General features: G+C 68.0%; 11 protein-coding genes. 5 read left to right on the top strand and 6 right to left on the bottom strand.

The annotated features are described in order from the left end of the window. Positions 1-135 precede the first annotated feature (135 nt). Complete coding sequence (locus AC0ZJQ_RS18020) at positions 136-1,365, top strand: nucleoside recognition domain-containing protein (RefSeq protein ID WP_003286803.1); 1,230 nt, start codon at positions 136-138, stop codon at positions 1,363-1,365. A gap of 67 nt (positions 1,366-1,432) precedes the next feature. Here the strand turns inward: AC0ZJQ_RS18020 and AC0ZJQ_RS18015 are convergent, their stop codons facing one another. The 5 genes from AC0ZJQ_RS18015 to AC0ZJQ_RS17995 all read right to left on the bottom strand — a co-directional run bounded on the left by AC0ZJQ_RS18015 (position 1,433) and on the right by AC0ZJQ_RS17995 (position 6,751). Then, positions 1,433-2,452 carry an AbrB family transcriptional regulator gene (locus tag AC0ZJQ_RS18015; protein ID WP_476477056.1) on the bottom strand — a complete coding sequence of 340 codons (1,020 nt, stop codon included), beginning with the start codon at positions 2,450-2,452 and terminating at the stop codon, positions 1,433-1,435. Between the two features lies 1 nt (position 2,453). Further along, a complete protein-coding gene (locus AC0ZJQ_RS18010; RefSeq protein WP_476477055.1) occupies positions 2,454-3,971 on the bottom strand; it encodes a tripartite tricarboxylate transporter permease in 1,518 nt (505 codons plus the stop codon). Between the two features lies 1 nt (position 3,972). Then, a complete protein-coding gene (locus AC0ZJQ_RS18005) occupies positions 3,973-4,416 on the bottom strand; it encodes a tripartite tricarboxylate transporter TctB family protein (protein ID WP_008569351.1) in 444 nt (147 codons plus the stop codon). Positions 4,417-4,495: 79 nt separating this feature from the next. Then, positions 4,496-5,470 (bottom strand): Bug family tripartite tricarboxylate transporter substrate binding protein, encoded by a 975-nt coding sequence (locus tag AC0ZJQ_RS18000; protein ID WP_476477054.1) that lies wholly within the window; start codon positions 5,468-5,470, stop codon positions 4,496-4,498. A 24-nt stretch (positions 5,471-5,494) separates the two neighbouring features. Continuing rightward, a complete protein-coding gene (locus tag AC0ZJQ_RS17995) occupies positions 5,495-6,751 on the bottom strand; it encodes an OprD family porin (RefSeq protein WP_476477053.1) in 1,257 nt (418 codons plus the stop codon). Positions 6,752-6,923: 172 nt separating this feature from the next. On the opposite strand from AC0ZJQ_RS17995, the gene AC0ZJQ_RS17990 reads away from it, so the two are divergent. After that, positions 6,924-7,595 carry a response regulator gene (locus AC0ZJQ_RS17990; protein ID WP_476477052.1) on the top strand — a complete coding sequence of 224 codons (672 nt, stop codon included), beginning with the start codon at positions 6,924-6,926 and terminating at the stop codon, positions 7,593-7,595. Next, positions 7,588-8,985 carry a sensor histidine kinase gene (locus AC0ZJQ_RS17985; RefSeq protein WP_008569356.1) on the top strand — a complete coding sequence of 466 codons (1,398 nt, stop codon included), beginning with the start codon at positions 7,588-7,590 and terminating at the stop codon, positions 8,983-8,985. Before AC0ZJQ_RS17990 ends, AC0ZJQ_RS17985 begins: the two co-directional genes overlap by 8 nt. A 14-nt stretch (positions 8,986-8,999) precedes the next feature. On the opposite strand, the gene AC0ZJQ_RS17980 is transcribed toward AC0ZJQ_RS17985, so the two are convergent. After that, complete coding sequence (locus AC0ZJQ_RS17980) at positions 9,000-10,583, bottom strand: methyl-accepting chemotaxis protein (protein WP_155550883.1); 1,584 nt, start codon at positions 10,581-10,583, stop codon at positions 9,000-9,002. Between the two features lie 361 nt (positions 10,584-10,944). Here AC0ZJQ_RS17980 and AC0ZJQ_RS17975 point away from each other — a divergent pair, with 361 nt between their 5' ends. Both AC0ZJQ_RS17975 and AC0ZJQ_RS17970 read left to right on the top strand, forming a co-directional pair. Continuing rightward, positions 10,945-11,910: a TAXI family TRAP transporter solute-binding subunit gene (locus AC0ZJQ_RS17975; RefSeq protein WP_003286794.1), complete on the top strand. Its 966-nt coding sequence runs from the start codon at positions 10,945-10,947 to the stop codon at positions 11,908-11,910. Positions 11,911-12,028: 118 nt separating this feature from the next. Continuing rightward, entirely contained in the window at positions 12,029-14,578 is a 2,550-nt protein-coding gene (locus tag AC0ZJQ_RS17970) for a TRAP transporter permease (protein ID WP_476477051.1), read from the top strand. Positions 14,579-14,681 lie beyond the last annotated feature (103 nt).

Below are 14,681 nucleotides of genomic sequence, written 5' to 3'. Positions count from 1 at the left end.
CCGGAGCATGGTCATCGCTCCGGCGCGCGGCCCTATCGTCGCTTTGTCCACTTCGCGGATTTTTCCCTCGCTGTCGCTCTATCCTCCCGGCATGACGCGGCTATCATCGCTGCCTGTCGAAAGAGGGGGATGCACATGCTCAACGGCCTCTGGCTGGGCTTTTTCCTGGTTGCCGCCGCCGCCGCCCTGGCGCGCTGGCTGCTTGGCGGCGATCCGGCGGTGTTCGCCGCGCTGGTGGAAAGCCTGTTCGCAATGGCCAGGCTGGCCGTGGAAGTGATGATTCTGCTGTTCGGCACGCTGACGCTGTGGCTGGGCTTTCTGCGCATCGCCGAGCAGGCCGGACTGGTGGAACTGCTGGCGCGGCTGCTCGGCCCGCTGTTCCGTCGACTGATGCCCGAGGTGCCGGCCGGGCATCCGGCGCTGGGGCTGATCACCCTCAACTTCGCCGCCAACGGCCTGGGGCTGGACAACGCCGCCACGCCCATCGGCCTCAAGGCGATGCGCTCGCTGCAGGAGCTCAACCCGTCGAGCACCACGGCGAGCAACGCGCAGATTCTCTTTCTGGTGCTCAACGCCTCGTCGCTGACACTGCTGCCGGTGTCGATCTTCATGTACCGCGTGCAGCAGGGTGCCGAGGACCCGACTCTGGTGTTCCTGCCGATCCTGCTCGCCACCAGCGCCTCGACTCTGGTCGGGCTGCTGTCGGTGGCGCTGATGCAGCGCCTGCGCCTGTGGGACCCGGTGGTGCTGGCCTACCTGATTCCCGGTGCGCTGCTGCTCGGCGCATTCATGGCGCTGCTGGCGAGCCTGTCGGCGACCGCGCTGGCGTCGCTGTCCTCGCTGCTGGGCAACCTCACGCTGTTCGGCCTGATCGTGGTCTTCGTGGTGGTCGGCGCGCTGCGCAAGGTGCCGGTCTACGAGAGCTTCGTCGAAGGCGCCAAGGAAGGCTTCGACGTGGCCAAGAGCCTGCTGCCGTACCTGGTCGCCATGCTGGTGGCGGTCGGTGCGCTGCGCGCATCCGGCGCCCTGGATTTCGGCCTGGACGGCATTCGCTGGCTGGTCGAGACGCTGGGCTGGGATACCCGTTTCGTCGATGCGCTGCCGACCGCGCTGGTCAAGCCGTTCTCCGGCTCGGCGGCGCGCGCCATGCTGATCGAAACCATGCAGAACCATGGCGTCGACAGCTTCCCTGCGCTGGTCGCGGCGACGGTGCAGGGCAGCACCGAGACGACCTTCTACGTGCTGGCGGTGTACTTCGGCGCCGTCGGCATCCAGCGCGCGCGGCATGCGGTGGGCTGTGCGCTGCTGGCGGATCTGGCCGGTGTGATCGCGGCGATTCTGGTGTGCTACTGGTTCTTCGGCTGAGCCCGCATCGCGTGGCAAACAGCAATGACTGCGCTTGGTGCCAAAAAAGAGCCCGCCTGGCGGCGGGCTAAAGCGTGGCTCGTTGCCAGAGCCGAAACAACGGCTCGGCGAGAAACATCACCAGAAACAGCCTGAGCACCTGCACCGCAGTGACCAGCGCCACCGACAGCTGCAGCGCCTCGGCGGTCAGGCACAGCTCGGTGATGCCGCCGGGCATCATCCCCAGCATCAGCGAAGTCTCATCCAGCGCCGTCGCCCAGCCGAGCCCGGCGGCCAGCGCCACGGCGACCAACATGGCCGTCAGCGTGAACAGCAGCACGCGCAACAGAAACAGCGGCGCAGTGCGGAAGAACGCGCGGTCGAAGTGGCAGGCCAGCGACGAGCCGATCAGCCATTGGCCGACCTGCCCCAAGCCGTCCGGCAGGCCGACGTGCAGGTCGAATCCGGCGCTGGCCAGCGCACAGGCGGACAGCGGACCGAGCATCCACGGATTGGGCTGGCCGAACCGGCGCCAGAGCAGCGCCAGCAGACCGCCGGCCGGCAGCAGCACGGCCAGCCAGAACCAGTCGACCGGCAGCGGCGCGGGCGCCTGGACCGGCGGCAGGCTCCAGGTGAAGAACGCCGGAACCACCAGCACCACCAGCAGCATGCGCAGGCTGTGCGCGGCCGCGACGCGGCCGGGGTTGGCGGCGTTCCGGCTGGCCAGGTTGACCATCTCGCTGGCACCGCCCGGCATGCTGGCGAAGTAGGCGGTGGCACGGTCGTAGCCGCCGCGCGAGAGAATGGACATGCCGATCAGGCTCAGCGCCAGGGTGCCGAGCGCGCCGGCGAGAATCGCGCCGAAGTGCGCCAGCACCTCGCCCATCACCTCGCCGGTAAAGTGCAGGCCGATACCGCTGGCGACGATCCATTGCCCGGCCTGGCGGCCGCGCGGCATCTCGCGCACCAGCCAGCCGCTGCAGCGGGCGGCGATCACTGCCAGCAGCGAGCCAACCATCCACGGTAGCGGCCAGCCGGCCAGGCTCGCCAGCCAGCCGCCGAGGGCGCCGATCAGTGGCGTCACCCACCAGCTCGGCAGTTCGCGCATGTCAGGCCTGCGCCTCGATCACGCTGCCGCGACGGCGGCGCTTGAGCCACCAGCGCAGCGCCGGCATGCCCAGCATGGCCGCGGTCAGCGCCCACAGCGCCAGGGTGATCGGGCTGCTCCAGAGGATGCCCAGTTCACCGTTGGAGATCGACAGCGCACGGCGCAGGTTGTCTTCCATCATCTCGCCGAGAACGAAACCGAGGATCAGCGCCGACAGCGGGAAATCCAGCTTGCGCAGCAGGTAGCCGAACACGCCGAGGCCGACCATCAGCACCAGGTCGAAGGTGGTGCTGTGCACAGAGTAGACGCCGACCATGCTGATCACGGTGATCGCCGGCACCAGCACCCAGTTCGGCACGGCGAGCATGCGCGAGAACAGGCCGACCAGCGGGATGTTCATCACCAGCAGGATCACGTTGCCGATGAACAGCGAAGCGATCAGGCCCCAGACCACGTCCGGCTGCTGTTCGAACAGCAGCGGGCCGGGGGTGATGTTGTACAGCGTCAGCGCGCCGATCATCACCGCGGTGGTGCCCGAACCCGGCACGCCGAGGGTCAGCATGGGGATCAGCGAGCCGCAGGCCGAGGCGTTGTTGGCCGCTTCCGGCGCCGCCAGGCCGCGCAGGTCGCCATCACCGAAGCGGCCCTTGGCACCGGCCATGCGCTTCTCGCTCATGTAGGTCATGGCGCTGGCGATGGTCGCCCCGGCGCCCGGCAGCGTACCGATGATGAAGCCGGCCACGGCGCTGCGCAGCATGGTCCAGAAGGTCAGGCAGAATTCCTTGAAGTTGAACAGCAGCCGCCCGCTGGCCTTGACCACCTGCTGGCCGCTGTGGGTCTTCTCCAGCATCAGCAGGATCTCGCTGACGCTGAAGAAGCCGATCACCACGATGACGAACTGGATGCCGTCGGACAGGCTGACGCTGTCGAAGGTGAAACGGTAGACACCGGTGGTCGAATCCACGCCCACCGTGGCCAGCGCCAGGCCCATCAGCGCGGCCATCAGCGTCTTCACTGGCTTGTCGCCGACCATGCCGCCGAGGCAGGCGATGGCGAAGATCATCAGCACGAAATACTCCGCCGGGCCGAACGCCACCGCCCATTTCGCCAGCAGCGGAGCGAACAGCACCACGCCGCAGGTGGCGATGAAACTGCCGACGAACGAACTCACCGCCGACAGCGACAACGCAATGCCGGCCTTGCCCTGACGCGCCAGCGGATAGCCGTCGAGGGTGGTCATCACCGCCGCAGCGTCGCCCGGCACGTTGAGCAGGATCGCCGAGATGCGCCCGCCGTATTCGCAGCCCAGGTACACCGCGGCGAGCAGGATCAGCGCCGTCTCCGGTGGCAGGCCGAGGGCGAAGGCCAGCGGCAGCAGCAGCGCCACGCCGTTGATCGGGCCGAGCCCCGGCAGCAGGCCGACCACGGTGCCGACGAAGGCGCCGAACAGCGCCACCAGCAGGTTGGTCGGCCGGGTGGCGACATCAAAGCCCTGCAGCAAGAAATTCAAAGTTTCCATATCAGCTCTCCAGCAGCCGCAGCAGGCCGAGCGGCAGCGGCACGTCCAGCAGGTAATCGAACAGCCCGTAGAGCAGCACGCCGAGCAGCGCGCCGCTGATCAGGCTGGGCCACAGGCGACCGTTGAACAGCAGGCCGAGGGCAAAGCCGGTCAGCGCGGTGCTGATGACGAAACCCAGGGTTTCGAACAGCAGCGCGTAGGCCAGCAGCGCCAGCACGCAGAGCACCGCGCGCACGGCGCCCGGAGAGTCGAATGCCGGCGTCGGTTCACCCTGCGGCTTGAGCAGCAGCCATAGGGCGCCGCAGCCCATCAGCAACAGCAGCAGCAGCGGGTAGGCGCGTGGGCCGACCGGGTCGTAGGCGAAGGGCGCCTCGAAGCCCCAGGCGAGCAGGGCGAGGCCGGCGCAGGCGAGCAGCCACAGCGCGGCGAAGACACGTACGTACATGACGGGATACCTCAAGGATGCGGCCGCCCGAGCGTTGCGGGCGAGCCGTGCGGCCCGCGGGCGCGGGCCGGTTCTGGCGTTACTTGAGCAGGCCGAACTCGCCGGCCAGGGCCTTGTAGTCCTGCACCTGCTTGTCGACGAAGGCCTTGAGCTCATCGCCGGTCATCGACAACGGGAACAGGTCACGCTGCTCGCGCAACCTGGCGAAGTCCTCGTCGGCCAGCAGGCTGTCGAACCGGGTCTTCCACCAGTTGAAGTCCTCGTCAGGCACTTCCGGGCCCATGTAGAAACCGCGGATCACCGGCCAGCTGATGTCGTAGCCCTGCTCCTTGGCGGTGGGGATGTCGGCCAGCTTGCCCGGCAGGCGCTCGTCGGCGAGCACGGCGAGGATGCGGATCTTGCCGGCGTCGAGCTGCGGGGTGACTTCGCCGAGGCCGCTGGAGGTGACCTGTACGTGGCCGCCGAGCATGGCGGTCAGCGTTTCGCCGCCGCCCTCGAAGGCGACGTAGCGCAGCTTCTTCGGATCGACACCGGCAGCGCGGGCGATCAGCGCGGTCTGCATCCAGTCCTGGCCGCCGATGGTGGCGCCGGCGCCGAATACCACGCTGCCCGGGTCCTTCTTCACCGCGGCAATCAGCTCGTCGAGGTTCTGGTAGGGCGCGTCGGCGCGCACCGAAATGGCGCCGTAGTCGGTGCCGACCGCGGCCAGCCAGCGCACGGCGTTCTCGTCGTAGCGGCCGAACTTGCCCTGCGCGAGGTTGAGCAGCGAGCCGCTGGAGAAGGCGGTGATGGTGCCGGGATCGGCAGCGCGCTGGGCAACCACCGCGTTGTAGGCCACCGCGCCGACGCCGCCTGGCATGTAGGTGACGCGCATCGGCGCCTCGAGCAGGCCGGCGTCCTTCAGGCCACTCTGGGCCAGCTTGCAGGTCAGGTCGAAACCGCCGCCGGGTTTGGCCGGAGCGATGCACTCGGGGCGTTTGGGTTCGGCCTGCAGCTGGCTCGACAGCAGCAGGCAGGACGACAGCAGGGCGAAACGGCTGAGTCGGGTTTTCATCGAAAGGTCCTCTTCTTGTTCTGTTTACCAGATCGGCAGGCTATAGCTGACGATCAGGCGGTTTTCGTCGGCGTCGCGGGCAAAATCGGAGCGGAACATCGCGTTGCGCCAGCGCAGTGCGACGTTCTTCAGCGGGCCGCTCTGCACCACGTACTTGAATTCGAAGTCGCGTTCCCACTCGCTGCCGTTGCTGCCGCCGGAGTACTCGGCGTTATCGCCGGAGATATAGCGGGTCAGGAAGGTCAGGCCGGGGATGCCGATGGCGGCGAAGTTGTAGTCGTAGCGCGCCTGCCAGGAGCGCTCGTCGGCGTTGGCGAAGTCGTTGATCTGCACGAAGTTGACCAGGAAGGGGTCGCCGCCGTCGATGTAGGCATAGCCGGTGTCGCCGCGCATCTGCTGGTAGCCAAGGCTGAACTTGTGGCCGCCCAGGCTGTAGCCGAGCATGCCGTTCCAGGCCTGGTTGTCGATCTTGCCGGCGTTGGCCGCGCCGCTGTCGTCGCTGAGCATCACGCGCAGGTCGGCGCTCAGCGCGGAGTTGTCGCTCAGCGGTTTGTTCGCCAGCAGGCCGAAGAAGTGCTGGCGGTACACGTCATCCAGCTCGCCGTAGTAGTAACGGCCGGTGAGGTTCTGGTTGAAGGCGTACTCGGCGCCGGCGTAGGTCAGGTGGTCGGCCTCGGCGGCGCTGGCGAAGCGGCTGTTCTTGTTGTTCAGCTGCAGGTCCTGGGAGTTGGTCGAGGCGCGGTCGATGACCTTGTCCAGGCGGCCGCCGGTGAGGGTCAGGCCGTCGATATCGGTGGAGGTGACGGTGGCGCCCTCGAACACCTGCGGCAGCGTGCGGCTGTCGCTGGCCTTGACCACCGGCAGCTCCGGGATGTGCGAGCCGTAGCGCAGCTCGGTCTCGGCAATCTTGGCCTTGGCGGTCAGGCCCAGGCGGCTGAATTCGTCCGGGGTTCCGCCATCGTCCTGCACTGGCAAGAGGTCGGTGCCGGCGCGCCCGCCGCCGGAGTCGAGCTTGACGCCGAGCATGCCCATGGCGTCGAGGCCGACGCCGACGGTGCCTTCGGTGAAGCCGGAGCGCATGTCGAGGATGAAGCCCTGGGTCCATTCCGCGCGCTTGGACTGGCCGTCGCCTTCGCGGAAATCGCGATTCAGGTAGATGTTGTGAGTTTGCAGCGTCGCGCTGCTGTCCTCGATGAAGGCGGCCTGGGCGAACGGCGCCAGCGAGGCAACGGCAACGGCAACGGCGAGACGAGCAGGTGTGGGTCTGACGACAGTCAGCATCGGGTATCTCCAGTTGTTGTTTTTGTTGTCACGACGCATGCGCCGTGCGGAGGTGGATCGAGCCACCTGCGAGCGATCCTAGGCAGTCAAGCTTTCGCCAGCCTTTCAGCGCGCCGTGGGCTGATTTCTGCCGCTACACTGGCGCTCCGTTGGCAGATCGAAGGGACAGGCAATGCGCATTCTCCTGGTCGAGGACCACCCGCCGCTGGCCGAGAGCGTGACGCAGGCCCTGCGCGCCGCCGGCTGGACGGTAGATCTGCTCGCCGACGGCATCGCCGCCGACCTGGCGCTGGCCAGCGAGGACTATGCGCTGGCGATTCTCGATGTCGGCCTGCCGCGACTGGACGGCTTCGGCGTGCTGGCACGCCTGCGCGAGCGCGGCAAGACCCTGCCGGTGCTGATGCTCACCGCGCGTGGCGAGGTCAGCGACCGCGTGCACGGCCTCAACCTCGGTGCCGACGACTACCTGGCCAAGCCCTTCGAGCTGTCCGAGCTGGAGGCGCGAGTCAAGGCGCTGCTGCGCCGCAGCGTCGCCGGCGGTGAGCGCCAGCAGCGCTGCGGCGTGCTGGTCCACGATCTGGATGCGCGGCGCTTCAGCCTGGCCGGTGAGCCGCTGAGCCTGACCTCCCGCGAGCAGGCGGTGCTGGAGGCGCTGATCGCCCGCCCCGGTCGGGTGATGAGCAAGGACCAGCTGGCCGCGCAGGTGTTCGGCCTCGACGAGGATGCCAGCGCCGAGGCCATCGAGATCTACATCCATCGCCTGCGCAAGAAGCTCGAAGGACGGCCGGTCCGCATCGTCACCTTCCGCGGCCTGGGCTACATGCTCGAGGCGCTCGATGGCTGAGCGCACCGCGGCCGGCAGTTTGCGCGCGCGGCTGCTGCTGCGGCTGACCATCCTGCTCACGCCGCTGCTGTTGTATGGGGCTTGGAGTGCCTACTGGAACGGTCGCGCCGCCGCCGATACCGCCTACGATCGCACCCTGCTGGCGTCCGCGCGGGCCATTGCCGATGGGCTGGTGACCAGCGACGGCAGGCTGCGCGCCAACGTGCCCTACGTGGCGCTGGACACCTTCGCCTACGACAGCGCGGGGCGCATCTATTACCAGGTGCTGGACACCGAAGGGCGTCTGGTCAGTGGCTACGAACAGTTGCCCGCGCCGGGCGCCGAGGTCCGCCGCACCGACGACTACCCGGCGCTGGCGCGCTTCTACGACGGCGAGTTCCAGGGCCAGGGCGTGCGTCTGGTGAGCCTGCTGCAGCCGGTCAGCGAGCCTGAGCTGAACGGCATCGCCGAGATTCGCGTGGCCGAGACGCTCGGCGCACGCGAGCGCATGGCGCGCAGCCTGTTGAACGACACGCTGTGGCGCCTGGGGCTGCTGGCGCTCGCCGCGCTTTTGCTGGTGTGGCTGGCGGTCAGCGCCGCGCTGCGCCCGCTGGCCCGGCTCAGCGAGGCGGTGCAGGATCGCGCGCCGGATGACCTGCGGCCGCTGCCGCTGGTCGACGTGCAACGCGAGCTGAAGCCGCTGGTGGCTGCGCTCAACCAGTTCACCGAGCGTTTGCGCGGGCAGTTCGAGCGCCAGGCGCGCTTCATCGCCGATGCCTCCCACGAGCTGCGCACGCCGCTGGCGGCGCTCAAGGCGCGCATCGAGCTGGGTCTGCGCGAGGCGCAGCCGAATGTCTGGCGCACCACCCTGGAAGACGCCGGGCAGAGCACCGACAAGGTCATCCACCTGGCCAACCAGCTGCTCTCGCTGGCGCGCATCGAGAGCGGCGCGCAGTCCATCGCCGAGGGTGGCGCGCAGCGCCTGGACCTGTCGCAGCTGGCCCGCGAGCTGGGGCTGGCGCTGGCGGCGCTGGCGCACAAGCGTGGCGTCGCCCTGGCGCTGGAGGCCGAGGCGCCGGTATGGATCGACGGCGAACCGACGCTGATCAGCGAGCTGCTGAGCAACCTGCTGGACAACGCGCTGGCGCACACCGTGGATGGCGGCAATGTGGTGCTGCGGGTGCTCGACGGCGCCGTGCTGGAGGTGGAGGACGACGGCCCGGGCATTCCCGCCGACGAGCGCGAGCGGGTGTTCGCGCGCTTCTACCGCCGCGATACCGGCGGTCACGGCGCCGGCCTCGGCCTGGCCATCGTCGGCGAGATCGTGCGTGCCCATCGCGCCGAGATCAGCCTGGATCAGGGCCGGCTCGGCGGTTTGCTGGTGCGGGTACGCTTCCCCGGCGCGGCGTAGCCAGGGCACATCGTTCAGGCGCGGCGGCGGCTCCAGAACTGCTGCGCCAGCTGCTGCATGCCGACCACCAGCCCGGCGACGCCGGCGGCGCTCTGCTGGCTCTGCAGCCCGGCCACCGCGTGACGCTCGGCACCGGCGCGGATGCTGACGATGCTTTGGTTGATCTGCGCGGCGGCGGCGCTCTGCTGGTCGACCGCGGTGGCGATCTGCGTGCTCATGCCACTGATGTCGGTGACCTGATCGTTGATGTCGCGCAGCGAACGTTCGGCGTGCACGGCACGGTCGACGCTGATCTGCGCCTGCTCGCGGCTGCGCTGCATGACCGCGACCGCCTCGCGCGAGCCGGCCTGCAGCGTACCGATGATGCCCTGAATCTCCGCGGTGGCCTCGGCGGTGCGCGAGGCCAGGCCGCGCACTTCGTCGGCCACCACCGCAAAGCCGCGTCCCTGCTCGCCGGCGCGCGCCGCCTCGATGGCGGCGTTGAGCGCCAGCAGGTTGGTCTGCTCGGCGATGCTGCGGATCACTTCGAGCATCCGGCTGATGTCCTGACTGTGGCCTTCGAGCAGCTGGATCACCTCGGCGGCGCGCTGAATCTCGCCGGCCAGGCGAGCGATGCTGGTCCCGGTCTCGCCGACCATGCCGCGGCCATTGGCGGCATCGTCATCGGCGAGTGCCGCCGCCTGCGCCGTGCGCTGGGTGCTCGCGGCAACCTCGCGCACGCTGGCGACCATCTGGTCGATGGCGGTCGCCACGAGGTCGGTCTGCTGTTGCTGGGAGGCCGCGCTGGCGGTGCTTTCCTGCAGAGCGTCGGCGAGTTCATGGGCGTGCTCGCTGATCTGCCGGCTGGAGTCGGCGATGCGGCCGACCACGGCGCCGGCCTCGGCTTCGAGCATGCGCAGAGCGAAGGCGATCTCGCCCAGTTCATCGCTGCGTCCGGTGTAGATCAGCTGGCTCAGCGGGTTGTACCCGATGCGCCGCGCCTGGCTGCGCAGCGTGCGCAGGGGCGCCAGCGCCAGCAGGCTGAGCAGTGCCGCAGCGAACCCGCCGGCAGCGCCGGCGAGCAGGGCCAGCGGCACTGACAGGCCGGCGAGCAGCGCCGTCGCTCCGGCGGCGAACAGGCTGCCGAGGCCGGCGCACAGCGCGACGCGGGCCTGGAAGCCGGGCCGCCAACGGCCTTGCGCCACGCCGCCGGGCGTGCCGGCGCGGGCGTAAAGGGCCTCTGCGGCGCGAATCTGTTCGGGTTGCGCCTTGGTGCGCACGGACTGGTACTCGACTACCTTGCCGTCACGGCTGATCGGCATGGCGTAGGCATCGATCCAGTAGTGATCGCCGTTCTTGCAGCGGTTCTTGACCAGCCCCATCCACGGCCGGCCGGCCTGCAGCGTGCTCCACATGTCGGCGTAGGCGGCGGGCGGCATGTCCGGGTGACGGATCAGGTTGTGTGGCTGGCCGAGCAGTTCGGCTTCGCTGTAGCCGCAGATTTCGATGAAATCCGTGTTGGCGTATGTGATCTGGCCTTTGAGGTTGGTGGTGGAGAGGATGTTGGCGTTTTCGCGGACGCTGACTTCACGGCCGGTGACAGGCAGGTTGGTTCGCATGTGGGCGAATCTCTTCCGTGGGAACAGAGGGACGATTTCGCGAGGCGGGGTGGTGGTGCGGCTCTGATCGGGGGGGATCGGCAGCATCTCGTGATGGGCCGCCGTTGACGGCTGCGGCGGACTTTATGCCAGTTTCATGACACTTGTATGGCAGTGTGCCAGCATTGTGTCGGCACTGCTAGCCGCTTGTTGCTGCCGCCGCGGAAACGCTTTCGCGGCGGCGCAGTCCATGAAAGGCGGACTCGCGCCCGCGTTCCGGCATACCGTCCGCGCAGTCGAACCGGTCCTGCTAGACTCCCGGCTTCCGTGCAGACTCATGAGGGCTGCCGGGTCATCAAAAACAACCAAAAGGAGTTCATCCATGAAAGGCAAATCCTTGGCATGGATCTTTACCGTCGCATTGGCGGGTAGCGGCCTGGGTGGCACAGCACAGGCCCAGGAGAAATTCGTCACCATCGGCACCGGCGGTCAGACCGGCGTCTACTACGTGGCGGGGCAGTCGATCTGCCGCTTCGTCAACCGCAACGCCGAGAACATCAAGTGCAACGCGCCGGCCAGCGGCGGCGGCGTGGCCAACGTCAACGGCCTGCGCAGCGGCGAGTTCAACTTCGGCATCATGCAGTCCGACCACCAGTACAAGGCGATGGAAGGCGTCGCGCCCTTCGAGAAGGAAGGCAAGATGGATGACATCCGCGCCGTGTTCTCGCTGCAGAGCGAGGTCTTCACCGTGCTGGCGCGCCGCGATGCCGACATCAAGGGCCTGGACGACCTCAAGGGCAAGCGCGTCAACATCGGCAACCCCGGTTCCGGCCAGCGTGACACCCTCGAGGAGATCATGCAGGTCAAGGGCTGGGACAAGTCGGTATTCGCCCTGGCCGCCGAGCTGAAGCCGGCCGAGCAGGCCAGCGCGCTGGGCGACAACAACATCGACGCGATGACCTACTTCGTCGGCCATCCCAACGGCGCCATCCAGGAAGCCACCACCACCGTCGACGCCGTGCTGGTACCGATCACCGGCCCGGAAATCGACAAGCTGCTGGCCGCCAAGAGCTACTACACCAAGGCCGAGATCCCCGGCGGGATCTACAAGGGCAGCGATGCACCGACCCCGTCCATCGGCGGCAAGGCCGTGCTCTCGACCACGGCCAAGGTCGATGCCGAGGTGGTCTACCAGCTGGTCAAGTCGGTGTTTGACAACATCGAGCGTTTCCAGCGCCTGCACCCGGCGTTCAAGGACCTCAAGCCGGAGGAGATGATCAAGGTCGGCCTGAGCGCGCCGCTGCATGAAGGTGCCGAGCGCTACTACAAGGAACGCGGCTGGATGTAAGGGTCGCGCGGCCGCTCCGGTGGCCGCCTGCTCTTGCTTCGCTCAGCCGGAAAACCCGTGCACCGTTCGGTCACGGGTTTTCGTGGTTTCCGTCACCTGAAAAAACAGGCCTCATTTCATGCAAGACAAACAACTGTCCACCGAGGAGCTGATCGCCCAGGACGTCGGCGCGCGCCTGCCCGAAGGTGCGATGGCGCAGATCATCGCCGGGCTGGCGCTGGCCTGGTCGCTGTTCCAGCTGTGGATCGCCTCGCCGCTGCCGTTCATCTTCCGCATCGGCGTGCTCAACGACACCGAGACCCGCTCGATTCACCTGGCGTTCGCGTTGCTGCTGGCCTTCCTCGCCTATCCGGCGTTCAAGCGCTCGCCGCGCGATCGCGTACCGCTGCTGGACATCGCCTTCGGGCTGGTGGCCGCGGCCAGCGCTGCCTACCTGTTCATCTTCTACGAACAGCTGGCGCAGCGGCCGGGCAACCTCACCACGCTGGACCTGATCACCGCCTGCGTCGGCATTCCGCTGCTGCTGGAAGCCACTCGCCGCGCACTCGGCCCGCCGCTGGCGATCATCGCCCTGGTGTTCATCCTCTACAGCCTGGCCGGCCCCTGGATGCCGGGGCTGCTGGCGCACCGCGGAGTCAGCTTTACCGCGATGGCCAACCACCAGTGGATCACCACCGAAGGGGTGTTCGGCATCGCCGTCGGGGTGTCCACCAGCTTCGTCTTCCTCTTCGTGCTGTTCGGTGCCCTGCTCGAACGTGCCGGCGCCGGGCATTACTTCATTCAGCTGGCGTTCAGCCTGCTCGGCCACATGCGTGGCGGCCCGGCCAAGGCCGCGGTGGTGTCCTCGGCGCTGACCGGGATGATCTCCGGCTCGTCGATCGCCAACGTGGTGACCACCGGTACCTTCACCATCCCGATGATGAAGAAGGTCGGCTTCTCCAAGGAGAAGGCCGGCGCGGTGGAAGTGGCCTCGTCGGTCAACGGCCAGATCATGCCGCCGGTGATGGGGGCTGCGGCGTTCCTGATGGTCGAGTACGTCGGCATGCCGTACGTCGAGATCATCAAGCACGCCTTCCTGCCGGCGACCATTTCCTACATCGCGCTGCTCTACATCGTGCATCTGGAAGCGCTCAAGCAGGGTATGCAGCCGATCGGCAACCACCAGCCCAAGCCCTGGCTGCGCCGCCTGACCGGCTTCGCCTTCGGCGCGGCGCTGGTGTCCGGGCTGTCGCTGGCGGTGTACTACGGCCTCGGCTGGCTCAAGCCGGCACTCGGCGACTACGCGCTGCCGGGCATCTCGGTGCTGCTGGCGCTGGCCTACCTGGCGCTGCTGAAGGTCGCCGCGAGCAATCCACCGCTGCCGGCCGAAGACCCGGACAAGCCCCTCGATGAACTGCCCAACACCCGCGCCGTGCTGCTCTCCGGTCTGCACTTCCTGCTGCCGGTGGTGGTGCTGGTCTGGTGCCTGATGGTCGAGCGGCTGTCTCCCGGCCTCTCGGCGTTCTGGGGGGCGGTGATGCTGGTGATCATCCTGCTGACCCAGCGTCCGCTGCTCTCGTGGATGCGCGGCGACGGCGGCGCGATTCACGGCACGGCCAAGGACGGGCTGATCGACCTGCGCGAGGGCATGATCGCCGGTGCGCGCAACATGATCGGCATCGGCATTGCCACCGCCGCGGCGGGCATCATCGTCGGCGCGGTATCGCAGACCGGTGTCGGCCTGGTACTGGCCGACGTGGTGGAAGTGCTGTCGATGGGCAACCTGCTGCTGATGCTGATGCTGACTGCGGTGTTCAGCCTGATCCTCGGCATGGGTCTGCCGACCACCGCCAACTACATCGTGGTATCCAGCCTGCTGGCGCCGGTGATCGTCTCGCTGGGGCAGCAGAACGGGCTGATCGTGCCGCTGATCGCGGTGCACCTGTTCGTCTTCTACTTCGGCATCATGGCCGACGTCACCCCGCCGGTGGGGCTGGCTTCGTTCGCCGCCGCGGCGGTGTCCAAGGGCGACCCGATCAAGACCGGCATCGCGGCGTTCTACTACAGCCTGCGTACCGCGGCGCTGCCGTTCCTGTTCATCTTCAACACCGACCTGCTGTTGATCGACGTGAGCTTCTGGCACGGCGTGCTGATCTTCATGGTGGCGACGGTGGCCATGCTGCTGTTCGCCGCCGGCACCCAGGGCTTCTTCCTGGTGCGCAGCCGCTGGTACGAGAACGTGCTGCTACTGCTGGTGGCGTTCACCCTGTTCCGCCCGGGATTCTGGATGGACATGGTGCACGACCCGTACCGCGACATCCCGCCGGCTCAGCTGGTCGAGGCGCTCGACGCGGTGCAGCCGGACAGCCAGCTGCGCCTGCGTATCCGCGGCGAGGACGCGGTGGGTGATGCGCGCGAGTTCGCCGTGCTGCTGCCGGTGCCGGAAGCGGCATCCGGTGCGCAGAAGCTGGAGAAGATCGGCCTGATGACCTACGAGGAAGACGGCAAGGTGCTGGTCGACAGCGTGACCTTCGGCAGTCCGGCCGCCGAGGCGGGGCTGGAATTCGACCAGGAGATCCTCACGGTGCGCGCACCGACCGAGCGCTGGCCGAAGGAGCTGATGTGGCTGCCGGGCCTGCTGCTGTTCGGCCTGGTGGTCTGGCTGCAGCGCCGTCGTCAGACGCGCTGAGCGAAGCGCTTCCGAGCATCGCCTGACCCCAGCCATGCGTGAGCATGGCTGGGGTTTTTTGTTGGATAAGAGGGCTTTCTGGAGGGGCGACAGGCTGGTGGCG

Source organism: Stutzerimonas sp. 21-1 (assembly GCF_056336065.1).
Note: the sequence above shows the minus strand (reverse complement) of the source record. Positions and strands in the feature narration are given on the sequence as shown.

What these genes read in the sequence shown, in the direction of transcription:
- AC0ZJQ_RS18020 (WP_003286803.1), top strand. Translation starts at nt 136, where the DNA reads ATGCTCAACGGCCTCTGGCTGGGCTTTTTCCTGGTTGCCGCCGCCGCC.
- AC0ZJQ_RS18015 (WP_476477056.1), bottom strand. Translation starts at nt 2,452, where the DNA reads ATGCGCGAACTGCCGAGCTGGTGGGTGACGCCACTGATCGGCGCCCTC.
- AC0ZJQ_RS18010 (WP_476477055.1), bottom strand. Translation starts at nt 3,971, where the DNA reads ATGGAAACTTTGAATTTCTTGCTGCAGGGCTTTGATGTCGCCACCCGG.
- AC0ZJQ_RS18005 (WP_008569351.1), bottom strand. Translation starts at nt 4,416, where the DNA reads ATGTACGTACGTGTCTTCGCCGCGCTGTGGCTGCTCGCCTGCGCCGGC.
- AC0ZJQ_RS18000 (WP_476477054.1), bottom strand. Translation starts at nt 5,470, where the DNA reads ATGAAAACCCGACTCAGCCGTTTCGCCCTGCTGTCGTCCTGCCTGCTG.
- AC0ZJQ_RS17995 (WP_476477053.1), bottom strand. Translation starts at nt 6,751, where the DNA reads ATGCTGACTGTCGTCAGACCCACACCTGCTCGTCTCGCCGTTGCCGTT.
- AC0ZJQ_RS17990 (WP_476477052.1), top strand. Translation starts at nt 6,924, where the DNA reads ATGCGCATTCTCCTGGTCGAGGACCACCCGCCGCTGGCCGAGAGCGTG.
- AC0ZJQ_RS17985 (WP_008569356.1), top strand. Translation starts at nt 7,588, where the DNA reads ATGGCTGAGCGCACCGCGGCCGGCAGTTTGCGCGCGCGGCTGCTGCTG.
- AC0ZJQ_RS17980 (WP_155550883.1), bottom strand. Translation starts at nt 10,583, where the DNA reads ATGCGAACCAACCTGCCTGTCACCGGCCGTGAAGTCAGCGTCCGCGAA.
- AC0ZJQ_RS17975 (WP_003286794.1), top strand. Translation starts at nt 10,945, where the DNA reads ATGAAAGGCAAATCCTTGGCATGGATCTTTACCGTCGCATTGGCGGGT.
- AC0ZJQ_RS17970 (WP_476477051.1), top strand. Translation starts at nt 12,029, where the DNA reads ATGCAAGACAAACAACTGTCCACCGAGGAGCTGATCGCCCAGGACGTC.